Here is a 21866-nt window from a genome sequence, read left to right as displayed (position 1 = left end):
GCGACACACCTTTCTCCAGGGACGACGCCATGAGTTCATACTCCACGGGCTGAGCCTGACATCAGCGCGCCAAGTGCGCGCGCGGCGGTGCATCGCATGCCGGGTTGTATTCCGGTTCCGGCATTCCGGTTCCCTCGTTCCGGTCCCGATGCAGGTTCCTGCCCCGTTCTGGTTCCGGCGTTCTGCGTACGGCGTGGGACGCGCGTCATCCATGACATGTAGTCGATGACGTAGCGGGTAATCGATTATGCGAAACGTGATCGATTGCACGGCCCGCAACCGGTGGCACGACAGGTAACCGGTGTTTTCTCCGAACGAGGCCGCGTGCGGCCACTGCCGCGCGCCGTAAGCGTCAGCCTGCCCGCGCGCCCCCCCCCGCACCCTCTTTCCTTTCTCCCTTACTCCCTTTCACTTTTCGGAGAGCGACACCAGCATGTCCCAGTCCTTCAACCAATCGGTCATCGCCGAGTTTCGAGCCAACGGTGGAAAAGTCGGTGGCCCGTTCGAGGGCAGTGACCTTCTTCTGTTGACCACCACCGGCGCCACGTCCGGGAAGCCGCACACCGTGCCCCTCGGGTGCGTCCGCGACGGCGGTCTGCTGCTCGTCGTCGGGTCGAATCTCGGCGCGCCGGACCACCCCGACTGGTACCGGAACCTGCTCGCGCGCCCGCAGGTGCGGGTGGAGTTCGGCACGGAAGCGTTCGACGCGATCGCGGTGCCTGCCGAGGGTGAGCACCGCGACCGGCTGTTCGCGCAGGTGGTGAACGTGGCACCTGGGTACGGCGATTATCAGGCGGCTACGTCCCGCACGCTGCCGGTCGTGGTGCTGGAATCGGCCGAGCGCGAGTACGTGGCAGCGGACGGAGAGAATCCGGTCGCCGTGACCACGCTCGCCGACAAGCTCGTACAGGTGCATACATGGTTGCGCGCGCAGTTGCGGCACGTACGCGACGAGGCGGAAGCCCACCTCGCGGCGCGGGTCGCTCACCAGGGACCGGGCGCGCCGCCGGCGCCGGGGCTCGGGCTGCAGATCCGGCAGCACTGTCTGGCGTTCTGCCAGAGCCTGGAATTCCACCACACCGGCGAGGACGCGCACGTATTTCCCTCCGTCGCCCGCTATCACCCCGAGCTGCGGCCCGCCATCGACCGGCTCCAGGAGGAACACCGCACCATCGCCCGTATCCAGAACGACCTGCTGGCCCTCCTGGCGGATATCGGCACCGCCGACCCGAAACGTTTCCTCACCGATCTGGATCGGATGTCCGCCGAATTGCGCGCCCACCTCGCCTATGAGGAGGAGCAGGTGATCCCGGCACTGGCCGACGTTCCGTGGCCGCCGCCCGCACCGTAAACGGCCGGGACAGGCAGAGCGACCAGGGCCGGAATCCGCATTGGACAAGGGCCTGGTCGCGCACGGCCGGCCGGGCGGTGCGGCCGGAACTGTCAGGAGCCCGACCGGCTACTCCTCCGATGCCGGGGCTGAGGCCGAGGCCGAGGCCGAGGAACAAGCTCAGTCGGCCGACCCGTCCAGCGCCCGCTCCAGCAGCTCGGCGAGGCGGCGCAGCTCCTCGGCGTCGCACTCCGCGAACGGGCTCTGCCGCAGCAGCAGGTCCACGACCCGCTCCCGCATCTCCCGGCCCCGCCCGGTCAGTACAGCCACCCGGGCCCGCCGGTCGGCGGGGTCGGTGCCGCGCTCGACGAGTCCGCGGTCGACCAACTGGTTGACGACGAAGCTCAGGTTGGGCGCGTTGCAGTACAGCCGGCCCGCCAGCACCTTCATCGACGGCGGCGGCCGGTCCGGGTCGATGGCCCACAGGGCCTGCGCGGTCGCCAGGGTGAGACCCATTTCCTCCAGCGGCCGGGAGACCCGGTCACCGGTGCGCATGAACAGTTCGTGGTTGGCGCGCACCACCGATTCCAGCAGCGGGTCGGTCATGGTCCGAGATTAACACTTGCTTCGAGACTCGAAGCTGTTACCTTTTCCGGCGAAGGTACTTCGAGTCTCGAAGTACATGTGCGGCGCGTCCGTGATGTGGCCCGCCGTGGAACGAAGGGACCGCGCATGACCCGCTACTCCGGCATCACCGCCCTGGTCACGGGCGCCTCGAAAGGTCTGGGCGAGGCGTACGCCCGGGAACTCGCCCGGCGCGGCGCCCGCCTCGTCCTCGTGGCCCGCTCCGGCGACGCGCTGCGCCGGGTCGCCGACTCCGTACGCGAGGAGTACGGCGCCGAGGTGACGACCGAGGTGGCCGATCTTGCCGCACCCGACGGCGTCTCCCGGCTGGTCGCGGCGCTCGACCGGCGGGACATCGCCATCGACCTGCTGGTCAACAACGCGGGCGCCGGCGCCGTCGGCCCGTTCCTCGGCTCCCCGCAGAACCGGCACATCGACAGCGTCGAGCTGAACATCGTCGCTCTCACCCGGCTCTCCCACGCGCTGGGCGGCAAGATGGTCGCGCGGAGCAGCGGCGGCATCATCAACGTGGCGTCTACGGCCGCCTTCCAGGCCATGCCGTACCTGGCGACCTACGCGGCCACCAAGGCGTATGTCCTGTCCTTCACCGAGGCGCTGGCCGAGGAGTTCCGCGGGAGCGGGGTCCGGGTCATGGCGGCCCACCCCGGGCCCACCACCACCTCGTTCTTCGAAGGCACCACCGCCGCCCTGAAGCCGGCCTTCACCGACCGGCCCGAGACGGTCGCCGCCCGGACCCTCGACGCGTTCGCCGAGGGAGCCGTCAACGCCTATCCCGGGCGCACCGGCCTGCGGGCCATCACCTGGGCCACCCGGATCCTTCCCCGCACGACGACCACGCGCGTCTCAGGACGCCTCAACCGGGCCCTGGGCCTGGACCGGGCCCACGACATCGGCGCCCCGGTCCCGGAGCCTTCCTGAACCGAACCCGGGACCGGCCCGGGACCCGGACCCAGGCCCGGACCCGACCTGCCCTGGTGATCGCCACCTTCCGGACCCGCCCCGGACCCGCCGGGCCGACGCACCACACCATCAGGACAACCAGCGCGCATCCCCCGAACTGGCCCGCGGTGGGGCGTTCCCCGACCGCCATTCCGAGGCCGACCGCCATCACCGGCTGAAGAAGAAGCAACGCGGCGCCGACATCGGGCGGCAGTTTCGGCAGCGCGGGCGTCAGCATCAGCCAGGCGAGGACCTGCCCGACGAGAGCCAGCACCGTCAGCCAGGCCCAGGCGCGACCGTCGAGGGAGAAGTCGATGCCCGTCCACGCTCCCCCCAGGAGGGCGGCGGCGGTCGCGGCGGCCGCGGTGGACGTGCACACCGGGCTGACGGTGTGCCCCTGCCCGCCGCCGAGTCGCATCAGGAAGAGATATCCCGCGTACCCGCAGCCGGCGATCAGCCCGAACACCGCTCCCCGCGCGGGGTCGCTGCCCTGGACCGGAACGCCGACGGCCCCGCTGGCCAGGGCGATTCCCAGCAGCATGACGGGGGCCACGACAACGAAGCGCCGTGGCACGGGAGTACGGGTGAAGAGCCGCGCCAGCAGCGGGTAGACCACCACCTGGATGTTGACTATCACGGTGGTGACGGACGCTCCGACGCTGTGCACCGCCGCGGCCCAGAACACGAAGTCGACACCGAGCGCCAGGCCCGCGGCCAGGTCCAGACGCCGCAGCCGCCACGCCCGCCGTCCGGCCGCTCGCCGTTCCGCGAGCGCGAGCGGCACCAGTACGGTCAGCGCGATGGCGCAGCGGAAGAAGGCGGCCGTCCCCGCGCTCGTACCGGACAGTTCGACGAAGGCGGCGGACGCGGAGATGCAGAGGCTGCCGCCGATCACCATCCATACGGGCATGCCGCGTATGCCGCCGCCGCACCCCACCGCCGCACCGGTCCGATCGGTCTGATCGGACCGGCCGGCCCGGCCCGTCTGGCATGCGCCGCCTCCTGAATCCCTCATTTCTCCACTCTGACCCCCACCACCCATCAACAAAAGCGACGTTCTGTCACCACAACTCAGTACCTCTGCTTACGAGTAGCTAGCCTGAGCGCATGATCAACTTGGAGCGACTGCGTGCCCTGGCTGCGGTGGACACCCACGGGTCCATCGCACGCGCCGCACAGGCCCTGCACATCACGGCGTCCGGGATGAGCCAGCAGCTCAGCAAGCTGGAACGGGAGTGCGGGCACCGGCTCTTGGAGCCGGAGGGGCGCAGCGTACGGCTGACGCACGCCGGCCGGGTGCTGGCGGATCACGCGGCCGCGGTCATGTCCCGGGTGGGCGCTGCCGAGCAGGATCTGGCCGCGCTGGGAACGGAGGTTCTGGGTCCGCTACGGATCGGTGCCGTGGGCAGCGCCATCCGCACCCTGCTGCCCGCCGCGCTGGCCACTCTGGGCGCACGCCATCCGCGGCTCACTCCGTCGGTGCGCGACGGCGAAGTGACCGGTCTGCTCCCCGCCCTGCTGCACGGCGAGCTGGACCTGCTGCTCATCGAGAACTGGGCGAACCGGCCGCGGCACATTCCGGAAGGCGTCGCCGTCCGGACGATCGTCACGGAGGAGGCACAGGTGGCGCTGCACGCGGACCACCCGCTCGGTGCCCGGCCCGTGCTGCGCCTCGCCGACCTCGGCGGCGTTCCGTGGGCGGCGTGTCCGCCGGGGGCCGAACCGCGCGAAGCGCTCGTACAGGCCCTGCGCGCCCATGGTGTCGAGCCGGAGATCCGCTACAGCGTCGGCGACCACGCCACCCAGCTCGCACTGGTGGCGTCCGGCCTGACCGCCGCGCTCATACCGGACGCGGCGCTGCAGCAGGTGCCGTCCGACGTGGTGTGCGTACCGACGGATCCGCCGCTGCGCCGCCATGTGCAGGCGGCGTGGCGCCCTCGTACGGAAACGCCGCCCGTCCGCGCCTGCCTCGACGTGCTCACGCACGCGTCCCGCCCGGAGGAATCCGCCACTGTGCTGAAACCCGCCTCCGGGGAGAACCGTGCGGGCGGGCGCGACGTGGGGGGAGTTGACCACCGTTGACGCGAAGCTTGACAGGACCAACGGCAGTTTCCGTGCCGCAGGAGGGGCAGTTCATGGCAGAGTCCGACATCCCGGTCCATGTTTCCGGTCACCCACCCACACCTCCCCCGCCTCCTCCGCCCCCGCCCTCACCCCCGCCACACCCGGGTACGGCGGACGACGGACCACGGCCGGTGCCGACGACGCCTGAGGAGGCGAGGGAAATCGGCCGCCGCTACTTCCGCGAAGTCGGGTCGCCCGGCGGCCCGTCCGGCCTCTTCGTCCACGAATTCGACGTCGGCTACCTGGTACGCGCGAGCTGGCCGGCTCCGGCGGACCCGCAGGCGCCGCCGGCCGGACCCGGCGGCAGCAACGTGGCGATCTCCAAGGTCGACGGCGAGGTGACCCAACTGCCGAACCATCCGCCGGAGGAAGCCGTGAGGATCTACCACCGCTGGTACCGGCCCAGTACGTCCTGACACGCCCCGCGACACGCCGGAGCTGAGCAGCAGCACCGGCCGGAGCCGGACAGCAGGCCGACCGGCTCCGAGCAGCAGCACCGCCCGGAGCCGGACAGCAGCCCTCAGCCCCTCGACGCCGCGATCTGCCGCGACATGATCGTCGTCAGCTCGTACGCCGTGTGGGAGGCCGCCACCGACGTCATCTCGGCGTGGTCGTAGGCGGGGGCCACCTCCACGAGGTCGGCGGAGACCAGGTTGCAGCCGGCCAGGCCGCGCAGGATCTCCAGCAGTTCCCGGGAGGTCAGGCCGCCGGCCTCCGGGGTGCCGGTGCCGGGGGCGTGGGCCGGGTCCAGGACGTCGATGTCGATGGAGATGTACAGCGGGCGGTCGCCGATGCGCTGGCGGAGCTGGTCGGCGACCTCGTCGACGCCGCGGCGCATGACGTCCGCCGACGTGACGATGCCGAAGCCCATCTTCTCGTCGTCGTCGAGGTCCTTCTTGCCGTAGAGGGGGCCGCGGGTGCCGACGTGGGAGAGGGCCGAGGTGTCGAGGATGCCTTCCTCGACGGCGCGGCGGAACGGGGTGCCGTGGGTGTACTCGGCGCCGAAGTAGGTGTCCCAGGTGTCCAGGTGCGCGTCGAAGTGGAGCAGCGCGACCGGGCCATGCTTCTTGGCCATGGAACGCAGCAGGGGCAGCGCGATGGTGTGGTCGCCGCCCAGCGTCATCAGGCGGGCGCCGGTGTCCAGGAGGTCGTCGGCGGCGGCCTCGATGGTCTCGACGGCCTCGTTGATGTTGAAGGGGTTGGCGGCGATGTCACCGGCGTCCGCGACCTGCGCGAGCGCGAAGGGGGACGCGTCCTGGGCCGGGTTGTACGGGCGCAGCAGGCGCGACGCCTCGCGGATGGCGTTGCCGCCGAAGCGGGCGCCGGGGCGGTAGGAGACTCCGGTGTCGAAGGGGACGCCGACCACCGCGACGTCGGCCGTGCCCACCTGGTCGAGGCGGGGCAGCCGGGCGAAGGTCGCCGGGCCCGCGTAACGGGGTATGCGGGAGGAGTCGACGGGGCCGACGGGTTCCTGGGAGGCGCCGGAGGCGGCGGATGCGGTGGTCATGAGGCTGAGGGTAGGGAGCGGGACCCGGCGTGCCCATGGACATTTGTGGTGATGTGCCGCCGGTCGATGGACATCACGTCCATCGCCGGGTGCTTCAAGGGACAATGACCCCATGCCGATACTGCCGCCTGTTCCCAGCCGCACCGAACTCGTCGACCATCTCGTACGGACCCGGATCGCCGGTGAGGTCGCCACTCCCCGCGAGAACAACCTCGACCACTACCGCAAGCTGGCCAACGGAGACCGCCACTACTGGCTCGGGCTGGAGCTCGGGGACCGCTGGACCGACGAGCAGGACGTGCTCGCGGTGATGGCGGAACGATGCGGCGTCATTGACGACACCCGTCACCGGATGGGCCAGGACACCATCGACCCCGAGCTGACGGTGGACGCCCTGGACCGCGCGGCCGCCCGGCTGCGCAAGGCCGCCGCCGGGCGCGAACGCGTGCTGTTCGCGACCGGGCACCCGGGCGGGCTGCTGGACGTGCACCGGGCCACCGCCGAGGCGCTGCGCGCCCAGGGCTGCGACATCGTCGTCGTGCCGGACGGGCTGCAGGCGGACGAGGGGGTGGTGTTCCAGTTCGCCGACGTGGCGATGCTGGAGCGCGGCGCGACGCTGTGGCACACCCACTCCCCCGCGCCGATGACCGCCGTACTGGACGGTCTGGAGCGGGCGGGCGAGGCGCTGCCCGATCTGGTCATGGCCGATCACGGCTGGGCCGGGTGCGCGGGCCAGCGCGGTCTGGACGCCATCGGGTTCGCGGACTGCAACGACCCGGCGCTGTTCGTCGGCGAGGCGGAGGGCACGCTGCAGGTGACGATTCCGCTGGACGATCACGTCCTGAGCCCGCGCTACTACGACCCGCTGACGGCGTACCTGCTGGACGCGGCGGGCCTGACGGGCTGAGGGAAGCCCGACCGGCTGAGGAAGATCCTCCTACGGTCCGTTCGCCGACCACGGCGAACGGGCCCCTCCCGCAACGACCCCACCACACCCCTCACCCCCGCGGCACCCGAATAACCCCCTCCTGGATCACCGACACCGCCAGTTGCCCGTCCGCCGTGAAGATCCGGCCCTTGCCCAGCCCCCGCCCGCCCTGCGCGGTCGGCGACTCCTGGTCGTACAGCAGCCAGTCGTCGGCCCGGAACGGCCGGTGGAACCACATGGCGTGGTCCAGGCTCGCGCCGACCACGTCGCCGACCGCCCAGCCGCCGCGCCCGTGGGCGAGCAGTACCGAGTCCAGCAGGGTCATGTCGGAGACATAGGTGACCAGGCAGATGTGCAGCAGCGGCTGGTCGATGTCGCCGTCGAGCTTGCCGTGCGTACGGAACCAGACCTGGGAGCGCGGTTCGCGCGGCTCGCCCGCCGTGCCGAACGGCGGCTCGTCCACGTAGCGGAGATCGACGGCTGCCCGTGCTTCCAGGAGGCGCTGCGCCACGCCCGGTTCGCGGAAGCGGTCGGCGTGGCGGGGCAGCATCTCGGCGGCGGTGGGCAGGGTGAGCGGGTCCGGTGCGTACGGCATCGGCTCCTGGTGCTCCATGCCCTCCTCGTACACCTGGAAGGAGGCGGAGAGGTGGAAGATCGGCTGGCCGTGCTGGACGGCGACGACGCGGCGGGTGGTGAAGGACCGGCCGTCGCGGATGCGGTCGACGGTGTAGACGATGGGCGCGCCGGGGTCGCCGGGGCGCAGGAAGTAGGCGTGCAGGGAGTGCGGCGGGCGGTCGTCGGGGACGGTGCGCCCGGCGGCGACCAGGGCCTGGGCGGCGACCTGGCCGCCGAAGACCCGGGGGACGACGGACGGGCGGCTGGTGCCGCGGAAGATGTCCTGCTCGATGCGTTCCAGGTCGAGCTGGGCGAGCAGGGCGGCGAGGGCGTCGTTCACGCGCGTACGGCTTTCGTTCGGGCTGCGGCGCGCGGGGCCGGGCGCCGGCGCGGCAGCGGGACGCGAAGGCTCACAGTCCCATGGACTTGGCGATGATCGAGCGCATGACCTCGCTGGTGCCGCCGTAGATGCGGGTGACGCGGGTGTCGGCGTACAGGCGGGAGATCGGGTACTCCTGCATGTAGCCGTAGCCGCCGTGCAACTGGAGGCACTTGTCGATGACGACGGCGGCGCGCTCGGTGGTGAAGAGTTTGGCGGAGGCGGCGTCGGCGGCGGTCAGATCGCCCGCGTCGTGGGCTTCCAGGGCGCGGTCGACGACGGCCTGCATGGCGTCCACCTCGGACTTGCAGTCCGCGAGGACGAACTTGGTGTTCTGGAAGGAGGCGACGGACTTGCCGAAGACCTCGCGCTCCTGGACGTACTCCTTGGCGAACCGGACGGCGGCGGCTGCCTGGGCGTAGGCGCCGAAGGCGATGCCGAGACGTTCCTGCGGGAGGTTCTGGCCGAGGTAGGAGAACGCCTTGCCCTCCTCGCCGAGACGGTCCTCGACGGGCACCTTGACGTCGCTGAAGGACAGTTCGGCGGTGTCGGAGCTCTTGAGGCCGAGCTTCTCCAGCTTGCGGCCGACGGCGTAGCCCTCGGAGGTGGTGTCGACCGCCAGGAGGGTGATGCCGCCCCGGCGGTCCTCGGGGGTGGGAGGGGCGGTGCGGGCACAGACGATCACGCGGTCGGCGAGGACGCCGCCGGTGATGAAGGTCTTGGCGCCGTTGAGGACGTAGTGGGTGCCGTCCTCGGAGAGCTTGGCGGTGGTCTTCATGCCGGCCAGGTCGGAGCCGGTGCCGGGCTCGGTCATGGCGATGGCGGTCATCATGTCGCCGGAGACGAACGGCGGCAGCCAGCGCCGCTTCTGCTCCTCGGTGGCGTACTTCAGGAAGTACGGGAGGCAGAGCGCGGTGTGCACGCCGGAGCCGCCGAAGCTGACGCCGGCCCGGGCACACTCTTCGGTGATGACGGCGTTGAACTTGAAGCTGGTCTCGCCGGCGCCGCCGTACTCCTCCGGGACCTCGATGCCGAAGACGCCCAGTGCGCCGAGTTTCTTGTAGAAGTCGCGGGGCGCCTGTCCGGCCTGCAGCCACTCGTCGTAGACGGGGACGACCTCGGCGGCGATGAAGTCGCGGATGGTCTCCCGGAACGCCTCGTGATCCTCGTTGAACACCGTACGACGCATCCGCCGCCTCCTCAGGTCCGCCGGCCGGCCACCACCGACCCCTCGACTAAGCGCTTGCTCAGCCGAAAGCTACCCGCCGGTCAGTGAGACTGTCCAGAGGTGACCGAGGGGGCGGAGAGCCCCCCGGGCACGCCCGTACCGCCGTCCGCGCGCCCGCTTGCGCTCCCGCTCGCACCCTCGTCCGCACCCACCGCAGCGAACGCCCCCCGGGCCAGCCGGTGCAGCAGCTCCGACATCTCCGTACGGCCCGGGAGCGCGCCGGGGCGGCTGAGGTGCGGGGTCGAGTTGAGCAGGCCGAACACGGCGTGCACGGAGGCGCGCGCGTCCGGCTCAGTGCACGCCGGATACACGTCGCGCACCACCTGCACCCACAGCTCCACGTACTCACGCTGGAGGCGGCGCACCCGCTTGCGGTCGGCCTCGCGCAGCCGGTCCAGTTCGCGGTCGTGGACGGTGATCAGCGGGCGGTCGTCGAGGGCGAAGTCGATGTGCCCCTCGATCAGGGCGTCCAGCACGGCGGCGGGGCTGTCGCCACCGGAGGCGGCGCGGATGCGGCCGCCCTCCAGCAGCCGTTCACTGATACCGACGAGCAGTTCGGCCAGCATCGCGTCCTTGCCGGCGAAGTGCCGGTAGAGGCCGGGCCCGGAGATGCCGACGGCGGCACCGATCTCGTCCACGCCGACGCCGTGGAACCCGCGCTCGGCGAAGAGCCGGGCCGCCTCCTTGAGGATCTGCTCGCGTCGGCTGGTGGCTGCCGGGGCGTGTGTGCTGCTCATACAACCGATTGTAGACAGGCGGGTTAGTGGTCGTTAACCTGGCGGCAAGGAAGTTAACGCCCATTAACGGCCGGGCGATCCCCGGCGTCCGCGGCAGCCGTACGGAGGAGCTGTGGTGAGGGAGCCGAAGGAGGCGGAGGCACGGATGCGGATGGACCCGGCGGAAGTGGCACCGGTGCTGGACAGCACGGCCGACCCGGCGTCGGACACCTGGCGCGCCAACGAGGCCGCCCACCAGGAACTGGCCGAGGACCTGCGCGCCCGGCTCGCCGCGGCCCGCCTCGGCGGCGGCGAGAAGGCCAGGGCCCGGCACACCGCGCGGGGCAAGCTGCTGCCGCGCGACCGGGTGGACGCCCTGCTGGACCCCGGCTCGCCGTTCCTGGAGCTGGCGCCGCTGGCGGCGGAGGGGATGTACGGCGGTGCCGCGCCGGCCGCGGGCGTGATCGCGGGCGTCGGCCGGGTCTCCGGTCGCGAGACGGTGATCGTCGCCAACGACGCGACGGTCAAGGGCGGCACGTACTACCCCATGACGGTCAAGAAGCACCTGCGCGCCCAGGAGGTGGCGCTGGAGAACCGCCTGCCGTGCCTGTACCTGGTCGACTCGGGCGGCGCCTTCCTGCCGATGCAGGACGAGGTCTTCCCCGACCGCGAGCACTTCGGGCGGATCTTCTACAACCAGGCGCGGATGTCCGGCGCGGGCATCCCGCAGATCGCGGCGGTCCTCGGCTCCTGCACGGCGGGCGGCGCGTACGTCCCGGCGATGAGCGACGAGGCCGTGATCGTACGGAACCAGGGCACGATCTTCCTGGGCGGTCCGCCGCTGGTGAAGGCCGCGACCGGTGAGGTCGTCACGGCCGAGGAGCTGGGCGGCGGCGAGGTGCACTCCCGTACGTCCGGGGTCACCGACCACCTCGCCGAGGACGACGCGCACGCGCTGCGCATCGTGCGCACCATCGTCTCCACGCTCGGCGGCCGCGGCCCGCTGCCCTGGACGGTGCGCCCCACAGAGGAGCCCAAGGTGGACCCGGCCGGGCTGTACGGCGCGGTGCCCGCCGACTCCCGTACGCCCTATGACGTACGGGAGGTCATCGCGCGCGTCGTGGACGGCTCCCGCTTCGCCGAGTTCAAGGCCGAGTACGGCACGACGCTGGTGACGGGCTTCGCGCACATCCACGGCCACCCGGTCGGCATCGTCGCCAACAACGGCATCCTGTTCTCCGAGTCCGCCCAGAAGGGCGCGCACTTCATCGAGCTGTGCGACCAGCGCGGCATCCCGCTGGTCTTCCTCCAGAACATCTCCGGCTTCATGGTCGGCCGCGACTACGAGGCGGGCGGTATCGCCAAGCACGGCGCGAAGATGGTCACGGCGGTGGCGTGCACCCGCGTGCCCAAGCTGACCGTCGTGATCGGCGGCTCGTACGGAGCGGGCAACTACTCGATGTGCGGCCGGGCCTATTCGCCCCGCTTCCTGTGGATGTGGCCGAACGCGAAGATTTCGGTGATGGGCGGCGAGCAGGCCGCCTCCGTCCTCGCGACGGTCAAGCGCGACCAGTTGGAGGCGCGCGGCGAGGAGTGGAGCGCCGAGGAGGAGGCCGCCTTCAAGGCCCCGGTCCGCGAGCAGTACGAGACGCAGGGCAGCGCGTACTACGCGACCGCGCGCCTGTGGGACGACGGGGTCATCGACCCGCTGGACACCCGCCGGGTGCTGGGACTGGCCCTGACGGCGTGCGGCAACGCGCCGCTGGGCGAGCCCGGCTACGGCGTCTTCCGGATGTGAGGGGAGTGCGGGGAGTGAAGGAACAGATGAGCATGTTTGACACCGTCCTGGTCGCCAACCGGGGCGAGATCGCGGTCCGTGTCATTCGGACGCTGCGCGCGCTCGGCATCCGCTCGGTCGCCGTCTTCAGCGACGCGGACGCCGACGCCCGCCATGTCCACGAGGCCGACACAGCCGTACGGATCGGGCCGCCACCGTCCACCGAGAGCTATCTCCACGCGGGCCGCCTGATCGAGGCCGCGCGCCGCAGCGGCGCGCAGGCCGTGCACCCCGGGTACGGCTTCCTCGCCGAGAACACCGCGTTCGCGGCTGCCTGCGCCGACGCCGGACTGGTCTTCATCGGGCCGTCCGCCGAGGCCATCGAGCTGATGGGCGACAAGATCCGCGCGAAGGAGACGGTGCGGGCCGCCGGGGTGCCGGTCGTCCCGGGCTCGTCCGGGAGCGGTCTGACCGACGCCCAACTGGCGGACGCCGCGCGTGAGACCGGGATGCCGGTGCTGCTCAAGCCGTCCGCGGGCGGTGGCGGCAAGGGCATGCGCCTGGTACGGGACGAGGCGCTGCTCGCCGACGAGATCGCCGCCGCCCGCCGCGAGGCGCGCGGCTCCTTCGGCGACGACACGCTGCTGGTCGAGCGCTGGGTGGACCGCCCCCGGCACATCGAGATCCAGGTGCTGGCGGACGGCCACGGCAACGTCGTCCACCTGGGCGAGCGGGAGTGCTCGCTCCAGCGCCGCCACCAGAAGGTGATCGAGGAGGCGCCGTCCGTCCTGCTGGACGAGGCGACCCGGGCCGCGATGGGCGAGGCCGCCGTCCAGGCCGCCCGGTCGTGCGGCTACCGGGGCGCGGGCACGGTCGAGTTCATCGTGCCGGGCGACGACCCCGCGTCGTACTTCTTCATGGAGATGAACACCCGCCTCCAGGTCGAGCACCCGGTCACCGAGTTCGTCACCGGCCTGGACCTGGTCGAGTGGCAGTTGCGGATCGCGGCCGGGGAGCCGCTGGCGTTCGGGCAGGACGGCGTCCGGCTGACCGGGCACGCCGTCGAGGCCCGGATCTGCGCCGAGACGGTGTCGGTCAAGGAGGGCGCACGCGGCTTCCTGCCGTCCGGCGGTACGGTCCTGGCGCTCGCCGAGCCGCAGGGCGACGGGGTGCGCACGGACTCCGGCCTGGCCGAGGGCACCGAGGTCGGCAGCCTGTACGACCCGATGCTCTCCAAGGTCATCGCGTACGGCCCGGACCGCGCGACCGCACTGCGCAGGCTGCGCGCCGCGCTCGCCGAAACGGTCGTGCTCGGCGTGCCGACCAACACCGGCTTCCTGCGCCGCCTGCTGGCCCACCCGGCCGTCCTGGCGGGCGAGCTGGACACCGGGCTGGTGGAGCGCGAGATGGACGCGCTGGTGCCTGCCGAGGTCCCCGCCGAGGTGTACGCGGCCGCCGCGGCCGTACGGAACGCGGCGCTGGAGCCGGTGGCGGACGGCGGCTGGGTGGATCCGTTCGCCGTACCGGACGGCTGGCGGATCGGCGGCCGCCCGGCGCCCGTCACCCACCAGGTCAAGGTGCCCGGACACGAACCGGTGGCCGCCACCGGCACCGGCCAGGTCACCGACAGCCAAGTCCGCGTCACCGTCGGCGGTGTCGTGCACACCTTCCACCGGGCCGGCGACTGGCTCGGCCGGGACGGCGACGCCTGGCACGTCACGGACCACGACCCGGTCGCCGAGACGCTGCGCGGCGCCGCCGGAGCGCACGGGATGGACGCGCTGACCGCGCCGATGCCCGGCACCGTCACCGTCGTGAAGGTGGCCGTCGGCGACGAAGTGGCCGCCGGGCAGGGGCTGCTGGTCGTCGAGGCGATGAAAATGGAACACGTCATCTCCGCGCCGCACGCCGGCACGGTCAGCGAGCTGGGCGTCACCCCGGGCAGCACCGTGGCCATGGACCAGGTGCTCGCCGTCGTCGATCCGCACGAGTCCGGCGCGCAGGGGCCGGACGCGCAGGCGCCCGCCCCGACCGAGGAGGCAACGGCATGACCGCTCCCGGACTCCCCATGCCCGTCCCGGCCCCCGGCCTGCCCGCCCGGGTCCGTATCCACGAGGTCGGCGCGCGCGACGGCCTGCAGAACGAGTCCGCCGTCGTCCCCACCGAGGTCAAGGCCGAGTTCGTACGCCGCCTCGTGGACGCCGGGCTGACGACCGTCGAGGCGACCAGCTTCGTGCACCCCAAGTGGGTGCCGCAGCTCGCCGACGCCGAGCAGCTCTACCCGATGCTCGCGGACCTCGACGCGCACCTGCCCGTCCTGGTCCCCAACGACCGCGGCCTGGACCGCGCGCTGGCCCTCGGTGCCCGCCGTATCGCGGTCTTCGGCAGCGCCACGGAGTCGTTCGCCAAGGCCAACCTCAACCGCACGGTCGAGGAATCGCTGGCCATGTTCACCCCGGTGGTCGCCCGCGCGAAGGAGGAGCAGGCGCACGTGCGCGGCTACCTCTCCATGTGCTTCGGCGACCCCTGGGAGGGCCCGGTCCCGGTCGCACAGGTCGTACGGGTCTGCCGCGCCCTGCTGGACATGGGCTGCGACGAGCTGAGCCTGGGCGACACCATCGGCGTGGCCACCCCCGGCCACGTCCAGGCGCTGCTCGCCGCGCTGAACGAGGCGGGCGTGCCCACCGACCGCCTCGGCGTGCACTTCCACGACACCTACGGCCAGGCACTGGCCAACACCCTCGCCGCGCTCCAGCACGGCGTCACCACCGTCGACGCGTCGGCGGGCGGCCTCGGCGGCTGCCCGTACGCCAAGAGCGCCACCGGCAACCTCGCCACCGAAGACCTGGTGTGGATGCTGCAGGGCCTCGGTATCGAGACCGGGGTCGATCTGGGCCGGCTCACCGCCACCAGCGGGTGGATGGCCGGACAGCTCGGCCGTCCGAGCCCGTCCCGCACCGTCCGCGCCCTCTCCCACAAGGAGTGAACGATGTCCCTGGACCACCGCCTGTCCCCCGAACTCGAAGAGCTGCGGCGCACGGTCGAGGCGTTCGCACACGACGTCGTCGCGCCCAAGATCGGCGAGTTCTACGAGCAGCACGAGTTCCCGTACGAGATCGTGCGGGACATGGGCCGGATGGGCCTGTTCGGTCTGCCCTTCCCCGAGGAGTACGGCGGCATGGGCGGCGACTACCTCGCCCTCGGCATCGCCCTGGAGGAGCTGGCCCGGGTCGACTCGTCCGTGGCGATCACCCTGGAGGCGGCCGTCTCGCTCGGCGCCATGCCGATCTACCACTTCGGCACCGAGGAGCAGAAGCGCGAGTGGCTGCCCCGGATGTGCACGGGTGAGGTGCTGGGCGCCTTCGGCCTGACCGAGCCGGACGGCGGCTCGGACGCGGGCGCCACCCGGACCACCGCGGTCCGGGAGGGCGACGAGTGGGTGATCAACGGCAGCAAGTGCTTCATCACCAACTCCGGTACGGACATCACCGGCCTGGTCACGGTCACCGCCGTCACCGGCCGCAAGGACGACGGCAGCCCGCTGATCTCCTCGATCATCGTGCCGTCCGGCACCCCGGGCTTCTCCGTCGGCGCCCCGTACTCCAAGGTCGGCTGGAACGCCTCGGACACCCGTGAGCTGTCCTTCTCCGACGTACGGGTCCCGGCGGCCAACCTGGTCGGTGCGGAAGGCCGCGGCTACGCCCAGTTCCTGCGCATCCTGGACGAGGGCCGGATCGCCATCGCGGCGCTGGCCACCGGTCTCGCGCAGGGCTGTGTGGACGAGTCCGTCCGGTACGCCAAGGACCGGCACGCCTTCGGCCGGCCGATCGGCCACAACCAGGCGATCCAGTTCAAGCTGGCCGACATGGAGATGCGCGCCCACACCTCCCGGCTGGCCTGGCGGGACGCCGCGTCGCGCCTGGTGCACGGCGAGCCCTTCAAGAAGGAGGCCGCCCTCGCCAAGCTGTACTCCTCCGAGATCGCGGTGGACAACGCCCGCGAGGCCACCCAGATCCACGGCGGCTACGGCTTCATGAACGAGTACCCGGTCGCCCGGATGTGGCGTGACTCCAAGATCCTGGAGATCGGCGAGGGGACGAGCGAGGTGCAGCGGCTGCTGATCGCGCGCGAGCTGGGCGTGTAGGGCGGCGTTCCGTACGGGCAGCCGTACGGCACAGGGCGGGACCGGTGCTCCGGTCCCGCCCCGCTGTCGTCACCGCCGTCAGCTCACTTGCGCCACGGCACCTGCGGGGACCGGTAGTAGTCGAAGCCCATGGCCTCCCAGCGGGGAGCCTGGGAGGCTAGCCGGTGTTTGTAGGTGTCCCAGTCGTGGGTGGACCTCGGCGACCAGCCCAGCTCGGCGATGCCGGGCAGCCTCGGGAAGGTCATGTAGTCGAGGTGCTGATCGGTGGAGAGGGTCTCCGTCCAGATGGGCGCTTCGACGCCCATGATCGATTTCTGCGGCGCGCCCTTCAGATACGTCGCGGGGTCCCAGTCGTAGGACCGCTGGACCTCGACGTACCCGGCCCACGCCTTACCGAGCTTGGTGTCCTTGGTGTACTTCATGTCGAGGTAGGACCGGTCGGCCGGCGACAGGATGAGCCCGGCGCCCTTCCGGGCGGCCGCCGCGACCTGCTCCCGCTCCTTGGCGGGGGTCTTGTCGTAGCCCCAGTACTGCACCGCGGCGCCCTTGGCGGGCGTGACGGCGGTCATCTGGTGCCACCCTATGACCCTCTTCTTGTGCTTGGTCACCAGCGGCTGGGCCTTGTTCATGAAGGTCATGTAGTCGGCGTGGCTGGTGGAGTACGCCTCGTCGCCGCCGATGTGCAGGTACGGGCCGGGGGTCAGCGCCGCGACCTCACGGAAGACGTCGTCCAGGAACTCGTACGTCACCTTCTTGGGCACGCACAGCGAGCTGAAACCGACCTCGACGCCCGTGTAGATGGGCGGCGCGACGCCGTTGCAGTTCAGCTTCGCGTACGAGGCCAGCGCGGCCTGGGTGTGTCCCGGGGTGTCGATCTCGGGGATGACCTCCAGGTAGCGGCTGGCGGCGTACCGCAGGATCTCGCGGTACTGGGCCTTGGTGTAGTAGCCGCCGGGGCCGCCGCCGACCTGGGTGCTGCCGCCGTAGGTGGCGAGCCGCGGCCAGGAGTTGATCTGGAGCCGCCAGCCCTGATCGTCGGTGAGGTGCAGATGCAGCTTGTTGTACTTGTACAGCGCAAGCTGATCGATGTAACGCTTCAACTGATCGACCGTGAAGAAGTGCCGGGACACATCGATCATCCCGCCGCGGTATCCGTACCGCGGGGTGTCGGAGATGGTGCCGCCGGCGACCTTCCAGAGGCCGTGCTGCTCGCTGCGCTTCTCGACGGACGGCGGCAGGAGCTGGCGCAGGGTCTGCACGCCGTGGAAGAGGCCGGCGGGCCGGGCGGCGGTGATCGTCACCGCGTGCCGGGTGGAGGTGAGGCGGTAGCCCTCGGCGCCGAGCGCCTTGGTGTCCTTGCCGTCCAGGCGCAGCACGATGCCGTCCCGGCCGTCCTTGCCGGTGACCGGCAGCGGGTAGCCGGTGGACGGGCGCAGGACGTCCGCCAGATAGCCGGCCACCCGCCGGACCTCGCCCGACGCGCCGGGTACGCGGATCTGCGTCCGGTGACCGATCGTGTACGGATCCTTGCCCGGTTTGACCGAGGCGGGCGCCGGGATGACCTGGTCGAGGGCTATCGGCTTGGCGTGGCGGGCGGACGGGCTGCCGCGGTCGGCCGCGGCGGACTGCGCCCCGGCCGTCGACAGGCCGGTCGCCGCCACCAGCAGCAGCGAGCAGAACAGTCTGCTTCGTCTCACGAGATTCCCTTCGCTGGGCTCATCGTGCAGGGCCGTGCGTGGACGTCGTACGTGGCATGGAGCAACCGAACGTCAACATTGAGTACCGCGCGCCCTCCTAGTGGTCAAGGTGGACACCGCCTCTGGGGCCATTCGGCGTGTCGCTTGCCCGATATCGGGCAGATTTCTTGCGTAACCCGATCCGACCCATCAGTATTCATCGGGTGCTCGATCGCCGTTCGCCCCATGAGGACCTCGTCGACCACCTGGTGCGCAGCACACCGCTCCAACGCGGTGAGGCCGCCCGGGTGGTGCTCGACGTCCTCGCGTACTTCGACGAGACGACCGAGGACTACGTCCGCAGACGCCACCGGGAACTGCAGTCGCAGGGACTGCGCAACGAGGCGATCTTCGAACGCATCGGCCAGGAGCTGCCGCACCGCGCGGTCCGCCCGCCCGAGCTCTCGGCGCGCCAACTGCGCCGCCTCGTCTACGGCTGAACCGGCCGAGCACCCCGGCGCGCGCCGCAACGTGCGCCACTGTCCAACTGCCTGACCGGGAGGGTCACCACATGTGCGGGATCGTCGGCTACATCGGTAAGCGGGACGTGGCTCCCCTGCTCCTCGAAGGACTGCAGCGCCTGGAGTACCGCGGGTACGACTCCGCCGGTATCGCCATCCACGCCAAGGGCACCGGCAAGACCCCCGGCGGCCTGAAGACCGCCAAGGCCAAGGGCCGCGTCCGCGAGCTGGAGTCCCGCCTGCCGAAGCGCTTCGCGGGCACCGCCGGCATCGCGCACACCCGCTGGGCCACCCACGGCGCGCCGACCGACGAGAACGCCCACCCGCACGTGGACACCGAGGGCAAGGTCGCCGTCGTCCACAACGGCATCATCGACAACGCCGACGAGCTGCGCGCCAAGCTCACCGCCGACGGCGCCGAGTTCCTCTCCGAGACCGACACCGAGGTGCTCGCCCACCTGATCGGCCGCTCCCAGGCGCCGACCCTGGAGGAGCAGGTCCGCGAGGCCCTGCGGGTCATCGAGGGCACGTACGGCATCGCCGTGCTGCACGCCGACTTCCCCGAGCGCATCGTCGTCGCCCGCAACGGCTCGCCGGTCGTCCTGGGCATCGGCGAGAAGGAGATGTTCGTCTCCTCCGACGTCGCCGCGCTGGTCTCGCACACCCGCCAGGTCGTCACCCTCGACGACGGTGAGATGGCCACCATCAAGGCCGACGACTACCGCACGTACACCACCGAGGGCTCGCACACCTCCGCCCAGCCGACCACCGTGGAGTGGGAGGCCGAGTCGTACGACATGGGCGGCCACGACACGTACATGCACAAGGAGATCAGCGAGCAGGCCGACGCCGTCGACCGCGTGCTGCGCGGGCGGATCGACGACCGCTTCTCCACCGTGCACCTGGGCGGGCTGAACCTGGACCCGCGCGAGGCGCGCGCCATCCGCCGGGTGAAGATCCTGGGCTGCGGCACCTCGTACCACGCGGGCCAGATCGGCGCGCAGATGATCGAGGAGCTGGCCCGTATCCCCTCGGACGCCGAGCCGGCCTCCGAGTTCCGCTACCGCAACCCGGTCGTGGACCCCGACACCCTCTACATCGCGGTCTCCCAGTCCGGCGAGACCTACGACGTGCTGGCGGCCGTGCAGGAGCTCAAGCGCAAGGGCGCGCGCGTCCTGGGCGTGGTGAACGTGGTCGGCTCGGCGATCGCGCGGGAGACCCACGGCGGCGTGTACGTGCACGCGGGCCCCGAGGTCTGCGTGGTCTCCACCAAGTGCTTCACCAACACCGTGGTCGCCTTCGGGCTGCTGGCGCTGCACCTGGGCCGCATCCGCGACCTGTCCGTCGCCGACGGCAAGCGGATCATCGAGGGCCTGCGCAAGCTGCCCGGCCAGATCCAGGAGATCCTGGCGATGGAGGACGAGGTCAAGAAGCTGGCGGCGGAGTACGCCGAGGCCAGGTCGATGATGTTCATCGGCCGGGTGCGCGGCTACCCGGTCGCCCGTGAGGCGTCGCTCAAGCTCAAGGAGATCTCCTACATCCACGCCGAGGCGTACCCGGCGTCCGAGCTCAAGCACGGTCCGCTGGCGCTCATCGAGCCGGCCATGCCGACCGTGGCGATCGTCCCGGACGACGACCTGCTGGAGAAGAACCGCGCCGCGATGGAGGAGATCAAGGCCCGCAGCGGCCGCATCCTGGCCGTCGCGCACCAGAAGCAGGACAAGGCCGACCACACCATCGTCGTGCCGAAGAACGAGAACGAGCTGGACCCGATCCTGATGGGCATCCCGCTCCAGCTCCTAGCCTACCACGTGGCGCTGGCCATGGGCCGGGACATCGACAAGCCGCGCAACCTGGCGAAGTCCGTCACGGTCGAGTAGTCGGCCGGGGGCGGGGCCGTACTGGGTGTCGCCCTTGGGCGGGTGACCGCCCAGGGGAACCGGCCGGGGCCCGCTCCGGGGCCCGGCCCGGTGAGTGACCGCCCGCCGGTGAATGACCGCCCGTGGCCGTGAGGTCCTGTCCACCTCGCGGCCGCGGGTGTCCGTCCGGGGGACGGGCGGCCTACGGGGGGCCGCCCGTGCCCCGGACGCTCCGCTTTTCGGGGGCGGGGGGCGGGGCCCCGCGCGTGCCACCAGACGCGCGGGCCCCGCCTCCCCTGTTGCCGGCGTCGCCCTTACGCCGGCGGTGGCCGCCTGCCCGGGAACCGTCACCTCCCGGGCGGCAGCACGCTGTTGACGGCCGGAGAGCCGGGCGGCGGACCCGCCCCGTCCGCCGGGGAGCCCGCGCGCCCCGGGAGCCGCGCCGGCCGCGTCCGGCCGTCCCGGCCGTTCACGCTCCGTTCGCGCCCTCTTGATCGGTTTTCTACCCCCTGGCACCGCGCATTCCACCTCTACGGGCCAGTAAATATGCCGACTGCGCGGCTACGGGGCGCTGGTGACGCTCCCTCACCTCACGCCCCAGGGGATTACGGTGCGTCAGGAGCACGGTGTCCGGTGCCGGGCGGAGAGCCGGTCGGGGAAGCGGCCGTCAGGGAATCGTCAGGGAATGACGACCACGGGCCGCTGCGCCCGCCGGGCCAGCCGTCCCGCGACCGAGCCGAAGATCCGGCCCACGATGCCGTGCGTCGAGCCGACCACGATCGCGTCGGCCTCGTACTCGTGACCGACCTCTTCGAGCTCGTGGCAGATGTCGCCGCCGCGCTCCACGAGGACCCACGGGATCTCCGCGAGGTGGTCGGCGCAGGCGAGCTCCAGCCCCAGCACTTCCGTACGGTGGTCCGGCACGTCCACGAAGACCGGGGGCTCACAGCCCGCCCAGACCGTCGTGGGCAGCCGGTTGGCCACATGGACGATGATCAGGCCGGAGCCGGAGCGCCGTGCCATACCGATTGCATACGCCAACGCCCGCTCGCTCGACGTCGATCCGTCGAAGCCGACGACGACACCGTGCCGGAAGGCGGGATCGCAGGAGTGACGTGTCTGATCCGCCGCTTGGAGGTCCGCCGTCGGATCGGCGACCTGCTTGCGGTCCGCGGGTTCGGGGATTTCGTGACCGGCCATGGTGTCTCGGCGAAGGAGGTCCTTGCGGAGGGGCGGACGGGGAGCGGCGATTGACTTGATCCGGCAGTTGACTGAGCTGGCTTGATCGAGAGGTCAGCCCTGTAGTTCAAAGGGGAACAACACGACCGGGAATCATCTTCCCAATGCCTTACCCCAAGAGTACGGCGCCAGCCCCCCGCTGCCCAGAGCCCCGCGCGGACGGCGGACCCCTGATGCGGGTGCGGCCCCCCGCGGCCACACGGGCGGAGTACCGCTCGAACATTCCCCGGAGCATGCCG

Annotated in this window: 19 protein-coding genes; 11 read left to right on the top strand and 8 right to left on the bottom strand. The window is 71.4% G+C overall.

Features of this window, described 5'->3' with window-relative positions; genetic code table 11:
* The first annotated feature begins 433 nt into the window (after positions 1 to 433).
* A complete protein-coding gene (locus tag EJG53_RS26260) occupies positions 434 to 1351 on the top strand; it encodes a nitroreductase/quinone reductase family protein (protein WP_125046882.1) in 918 nt (305 codons plus the stop codon).
* Between the two features lie 159 nt (positions 1352 to 1510).
* Here EJG53_RS26260 and EJG53_RS26255 read toward each other — a convergent pair whose 3' ends face one another.
* Positions 1511 to 1936, bottom strand: coding sequence for a MarR family winged helix-turn-helix transcriptional regulator (locus EJG53_RS26255; RefSeq protein WP_125046880.1), 426 nt, complete (start codon positions 1934 to 1936; stop codon positions 1511 to 1513).
* Positions 1937 to 2062: 126 nt separating this feature from the next.
* Between EJG53_RS26255 and EJG53_RS26250 the strand changes: the two genes are divergently transcribed.
* Positions 2063 to 2893, top strand: coding sequence for an SDR family NAD(P)-dependent oxidoreductase (locus EJG53_RS26250; RefSeq protein ID WP_125046878.1), 831 nt, complete (start codon positions 2063 to 2065; stop codon positions 2891 to 2893).
* Here EJG53_RS26250 and EJG53_RS26245 read toward each other — a convergent pair.
* The gene (locus EJG53_RS26245; protein WP_244955349.1) at positions 2829 to 3824 is read right to left on the bottom strand and encodes a DMT family transporter; all 996 of its coding nucleotides are present in this window, start codon (positions 3822 to 3824) and stop codon (positions 2829 to 2831) included. The two genes, EJG53_RS26250 and EJG53_RS26245, sit on opposite strands and share 65 nt — an antisense overlap.
* 197 nt (positions 3825 to 4021) lie before the next feature.
* On the opposite strand from EJG53_RS26245, the gene EJG53_RS26240 reads away from it, so the two are divergent.
* Positions 4022 to 4996, top strand: a complete 975-nt coding sequence (locus EJG53_RS26240; RefSeq protein WP_125046876.1) for a LysR family transcriptional regulator — start codon at positions 4022 to 4024, stop codon at positions 4994 to 4996.
* Between the two features lie 173 nt (positions 4997 to 5169).
* Positions 5170 to 5454, top strand: a complete 285-nt coding sequence (locus tag EJG53_RS26235) for a hypothetical protein (RefSeq protein WP_125046874.1) — start codon at positions 5170 to 5172, stop codon at positions 5452 to 5454.
* Between the two features lie 104 nt (positions 5455 to 5558).
* Here EJG53_RS26235 and speB read toward each other — a convergent pair whose 3' ends face one another.
* The gene (gene speB / locus EJG53_RS26230; protein WP_125046872.1) at positions 5559 to 6545 is read right to left on the bottom strand and encodes an agmatinase; all 987 of its coding nucleotides are present in this window, start codon (positions 6543 to 6545) and stop codon (positions 5559 to 5561) included.
* 112 nt (positions 6546 to 6657) lie between these two features.
* Here speB and EJG53_RS26225 point away from each other — a divergent pair, with 112 nt between their 5' ends.
* Entirely contained in the window at positions 6658 to 7452 is a 795-nt protein-coding gene (locus EJG53_RS26225) for a phosphatase (protein ID WP_125046870.1), read from the top strand.
* 91 nt (positions 7453 to 7543) lie between these two features.
* Here the strand turns inward: EJG53_RS26225 and EJG53_RS26220 are convergent, their stop codons facing one another.
* The 3 genes from EJG53_RS26220 to EJG53_RS26210 form a co-directional block, all read right to left on the bottom strand.
* Complete coding sequence (locus EJG53_RS26220; protein ID WP_125046868.1) at positions 7544 to 8428, bottom strand: acyl-CoA thioesterase; 885 nt, start codon at positions 8426 to 8428, stop codon at positions 7544 to 7546.
* A gap of 70 nt (positions 8429 to 8498) precedes the next feature.
* Positions 8499 to 9656: an acyl-CoA dehydrogenase family protein gene (locus EJG53_RS26215; protein WP_125046866.1), complete on the bottom strand. Its 1158-nt coding sequence runs from the start codon at positions 9654 to 9656 to the stop codon at positions 8499 to 8501.
* 80 nt (positions 9657 to 9736) lie between these two features.
* The gene (locus EJG53_RS26210) at positions 9737 to 10432 is read right to left on the bottom strand and encodes an SACE_7040 family transcriptional regulator (protein WP_167515167.1); all 696 of its coding nucleotides are present in this window, start codon (positions 10430 to 10432) and stop codon (positions 9737 to 9739) included.
* Between the two features lie 151 nt (positions 10433 to 10583).
* On the opposite strand from EJG53_RS26210, the gene EJG53_RS26205 reads away from it, so the two are divergent.
* From EJG53_RS26205 to EJG53_RS26190, 4 genes are read left to right on the top strand one after another with little or no spacing between them, the layout of a single operon-like run.
* Positions 10584 to 12209: a carboxyl transferase domain-containing protein gene (locus EJG53_RS26205; RefSeq protein ID WP_125049607.1), complete on the top strand. Its 1626-nt coding sequence runs from the start codon at positions 10584 to 10586 to the stop codon at positions 12207 to 12209.
* A gap of 32 nt (positions 12210 to 12241) precedes the next feature.
* Entirely contained in the window at positions 12242 to 14239 is a 1998-nt protein-coding gene (locus EJG53_RS26200; protein ID WP_174856457.1) for an ATP-binding protein, read from the top strand.
* A complete protein-coding gene (locus tag EJG53_RS26195) occupies positions 14236 to 15174 on the top strand; it encodes a hydroxymethylglutaryl-CoA lyase (protein ID WP_125046862.1) in 939 nt (312 codons plus the stop codon). Before EJG53_RS26200 ends, EJG53_RS26195 begins: the two co-directional genes overlap by 4 nt.
* Positions 15175 to 15177: 3 nt before the next feature.
* Positions 15178 to 16332, top strand: coding sequence for an acyl-CoA dehydrogenase family protein (locus EJG53_RS26190; RefSeq protein WP_125046860.1), 1155 nt, complete (start codon positions 15178 to 15180; stop codon positions 16330 to 16332).
* An 83-nt stretch (positions 16333 to 16415) separates the two neighbouring features.
* On the opposite strand, the gene EJG53_RS26185 is transcribed toward EJG53_RS26190, so the two are convergent.
* On the bottom strand, positions 16416 to 18029 hold the full coding sequence (locus EJG53_RS26185) for a beta-N-acetylhexosaminidase (protein ID WP_244955348.1): 1614 nt from the start codon (positions 18027 to 18029) through the stop codon (positions 16416 to 16418).
* A gap of 203 nt (positions 18030 to 18232) precedes the next feature.
* On the opposite strand from EJG53_RS26185, the gene EJG53_RS26180 reads away from it, so the two are divergent.
* A complete protein-coding gene (locus EJG53_RS26180; RefSeq protein ID WP_030018892.1) occupies positions 18233 to 18508 on the top strand; it encodes a hypothetical protein in 276 nt (91 codons plus the stop codon).
* A 71-nt stretch (positions 18509 to 18579) separates the two neighbouring features.
* Complete coding sequence (gene glmS / locus EJG53_RS26175; RefSeq protein ID WP_125046856.1) at positions 18580 to 20409, top strand: glutamine--fructose-6-phosphate transaminase (isomerizing); 1830 nt, start codon at positions 18580 to 18582, stop codon at positions 20407 to 20409.
* 657 nt (positions 20410 to 21066) lie between these two features.
* Here the strand turns inward: glmS and EJG53_RS26170 are convergent.
* On the bottom strand, positions 21067 to 21588 hold the full coding sequence (locus EJG53_RS26170; RefSeq protein WP_031004673.1) for a universal stress protein: 522 nt from the start codon (positions 21586 to 21588) through the stop codon (positions 21067 to 21069).
* Between the last annotated feature and the right edge of the window lie 278 nt (positions 21589 to 21866).

The organism is Streptomyces chrestomyceticus JCM 4735 (genome assembly GCF_003865135.1).
GTDB classification, from domain to species: domain Bacteria; phylum Actinomycetota; class Actinomycetes; order Streptomycetales; family Streptomycetaceae; genus Streptomyces; species Streptomyces chrestomyceticus.
Note: the sequence above shows the minus strand (reverse complement) of the source record. Positions and strands in the feature narration are given on the sequence as shown.

Excerpts from the sequence above, each read along its gene's own strand:
- glmS (WP_125046856.1), top strand. The coding sequence starts at position 18,580 with ATGTGCGGGATCGTCGGCTACATCGGTAAGCGGGACGTGGCTCCCCTG.
- EJG53_RS26190 (WP_125046860.1), top strand. The coding sequence starts at position 15,178 with ATGTCCCTGGACCACCGCCTGTCCCCCGAACTCGAAGAGCTGCGGCGC.
- EJG53_RS26170 (WP_031004673.1), bottom strand. The coding sequence starts at position 21,588 with ATGGCCGGTCACGAAATCCCCGAACCCGCGGACCGCAAGCAGGTCGCC.
- EJG53_RS26215 (WP_125046866.1), bottom strand. The coding sequence starts at position 9,656 with ATGCGTCGTACGGTGTTCAACGAGGATCACGAGGCGTTCCGGGAGACC.
- EJG53_RS26200 (WP_174856457.1), top strand. The coding sequence starts at position 12,242 with ATGTTTGACACCGTCCTGGTCGCCAACCGGGGCGAGATCGCGGTCCGT.
- speB (WP_125046872.1), bottom strand. The coding sequence starts at position 6,545 with ATGACCACCGCATCCGCCGCCTCCGGCGCCTCCCAGGAACCCGTCGGC.
- EJG53_RS26195 (WP_125046862.1), top strand. The coding sequence starts at position 14,236 with ATGACCGCTCCCGGACTCCCCATGCCCGTCCCGGCCCCCGGCCTGCCC.
- EJG53_RS26255 (WP_125046880.1), bottom strand. The coding sequence starts at position 1,936 with ATGACCGACCCGCTGCTGGAATCGGTGGTGCGCGCCAACCACGAACTG.
- EJG53_RS26260 (WP_125046882.1), top strand. The coding sequence starts at position 434 with ATGTCCCAGTCCTTCAACCAATCGGTCATCGCCGAGTTTCGAGCCAAC.
- EJG53_RS26240 (WP_125046876.1), top strand. The coding sequence starts at position 4,022 with ATGATCAACTTGGAGCGACTGCGTGCCCTGGCTGCGGTGGACACCCAC.
- EJG53_RS26205 (WP_125049607.1), top strand. The coding sequence starts at position 10,584 with ATGGACCCGGCGGAAGTGGCACCGGTGCTGGACAGCACGGCCGACCCG.
- EJG53_RS26245 (WP_244955349.1), bottom strand. The coding sequence starts at position 3,824 with ATGCCCGTATGGATGGTGATCGGCGGCAGCCTCTGCATCTCCGCGTCC.
- EJG53_RS26250 (WP_125046878.1), top strand. The coding sequence starts at position 2,063 with ATGACCCGCTACTCCGGCATCACCGCCCTGGTCACGGGCGCCTCGAAA.
- EJG53_RS26225 (WP_125046870.1), top strand. The coding sequence starts at position 6,658 with ATGCCGATACTGCCGCCTGTTCCCAGCCGCACCGAACTCGTCGACCAT.
- EJG53_RS26210 (WP_167515167.1), bottom strand. The coding sequence starts at position 10,432 with ATGAGCAGCACACACGCCCCGGCAGCCACCAGCCGACGCGAGCAGATC.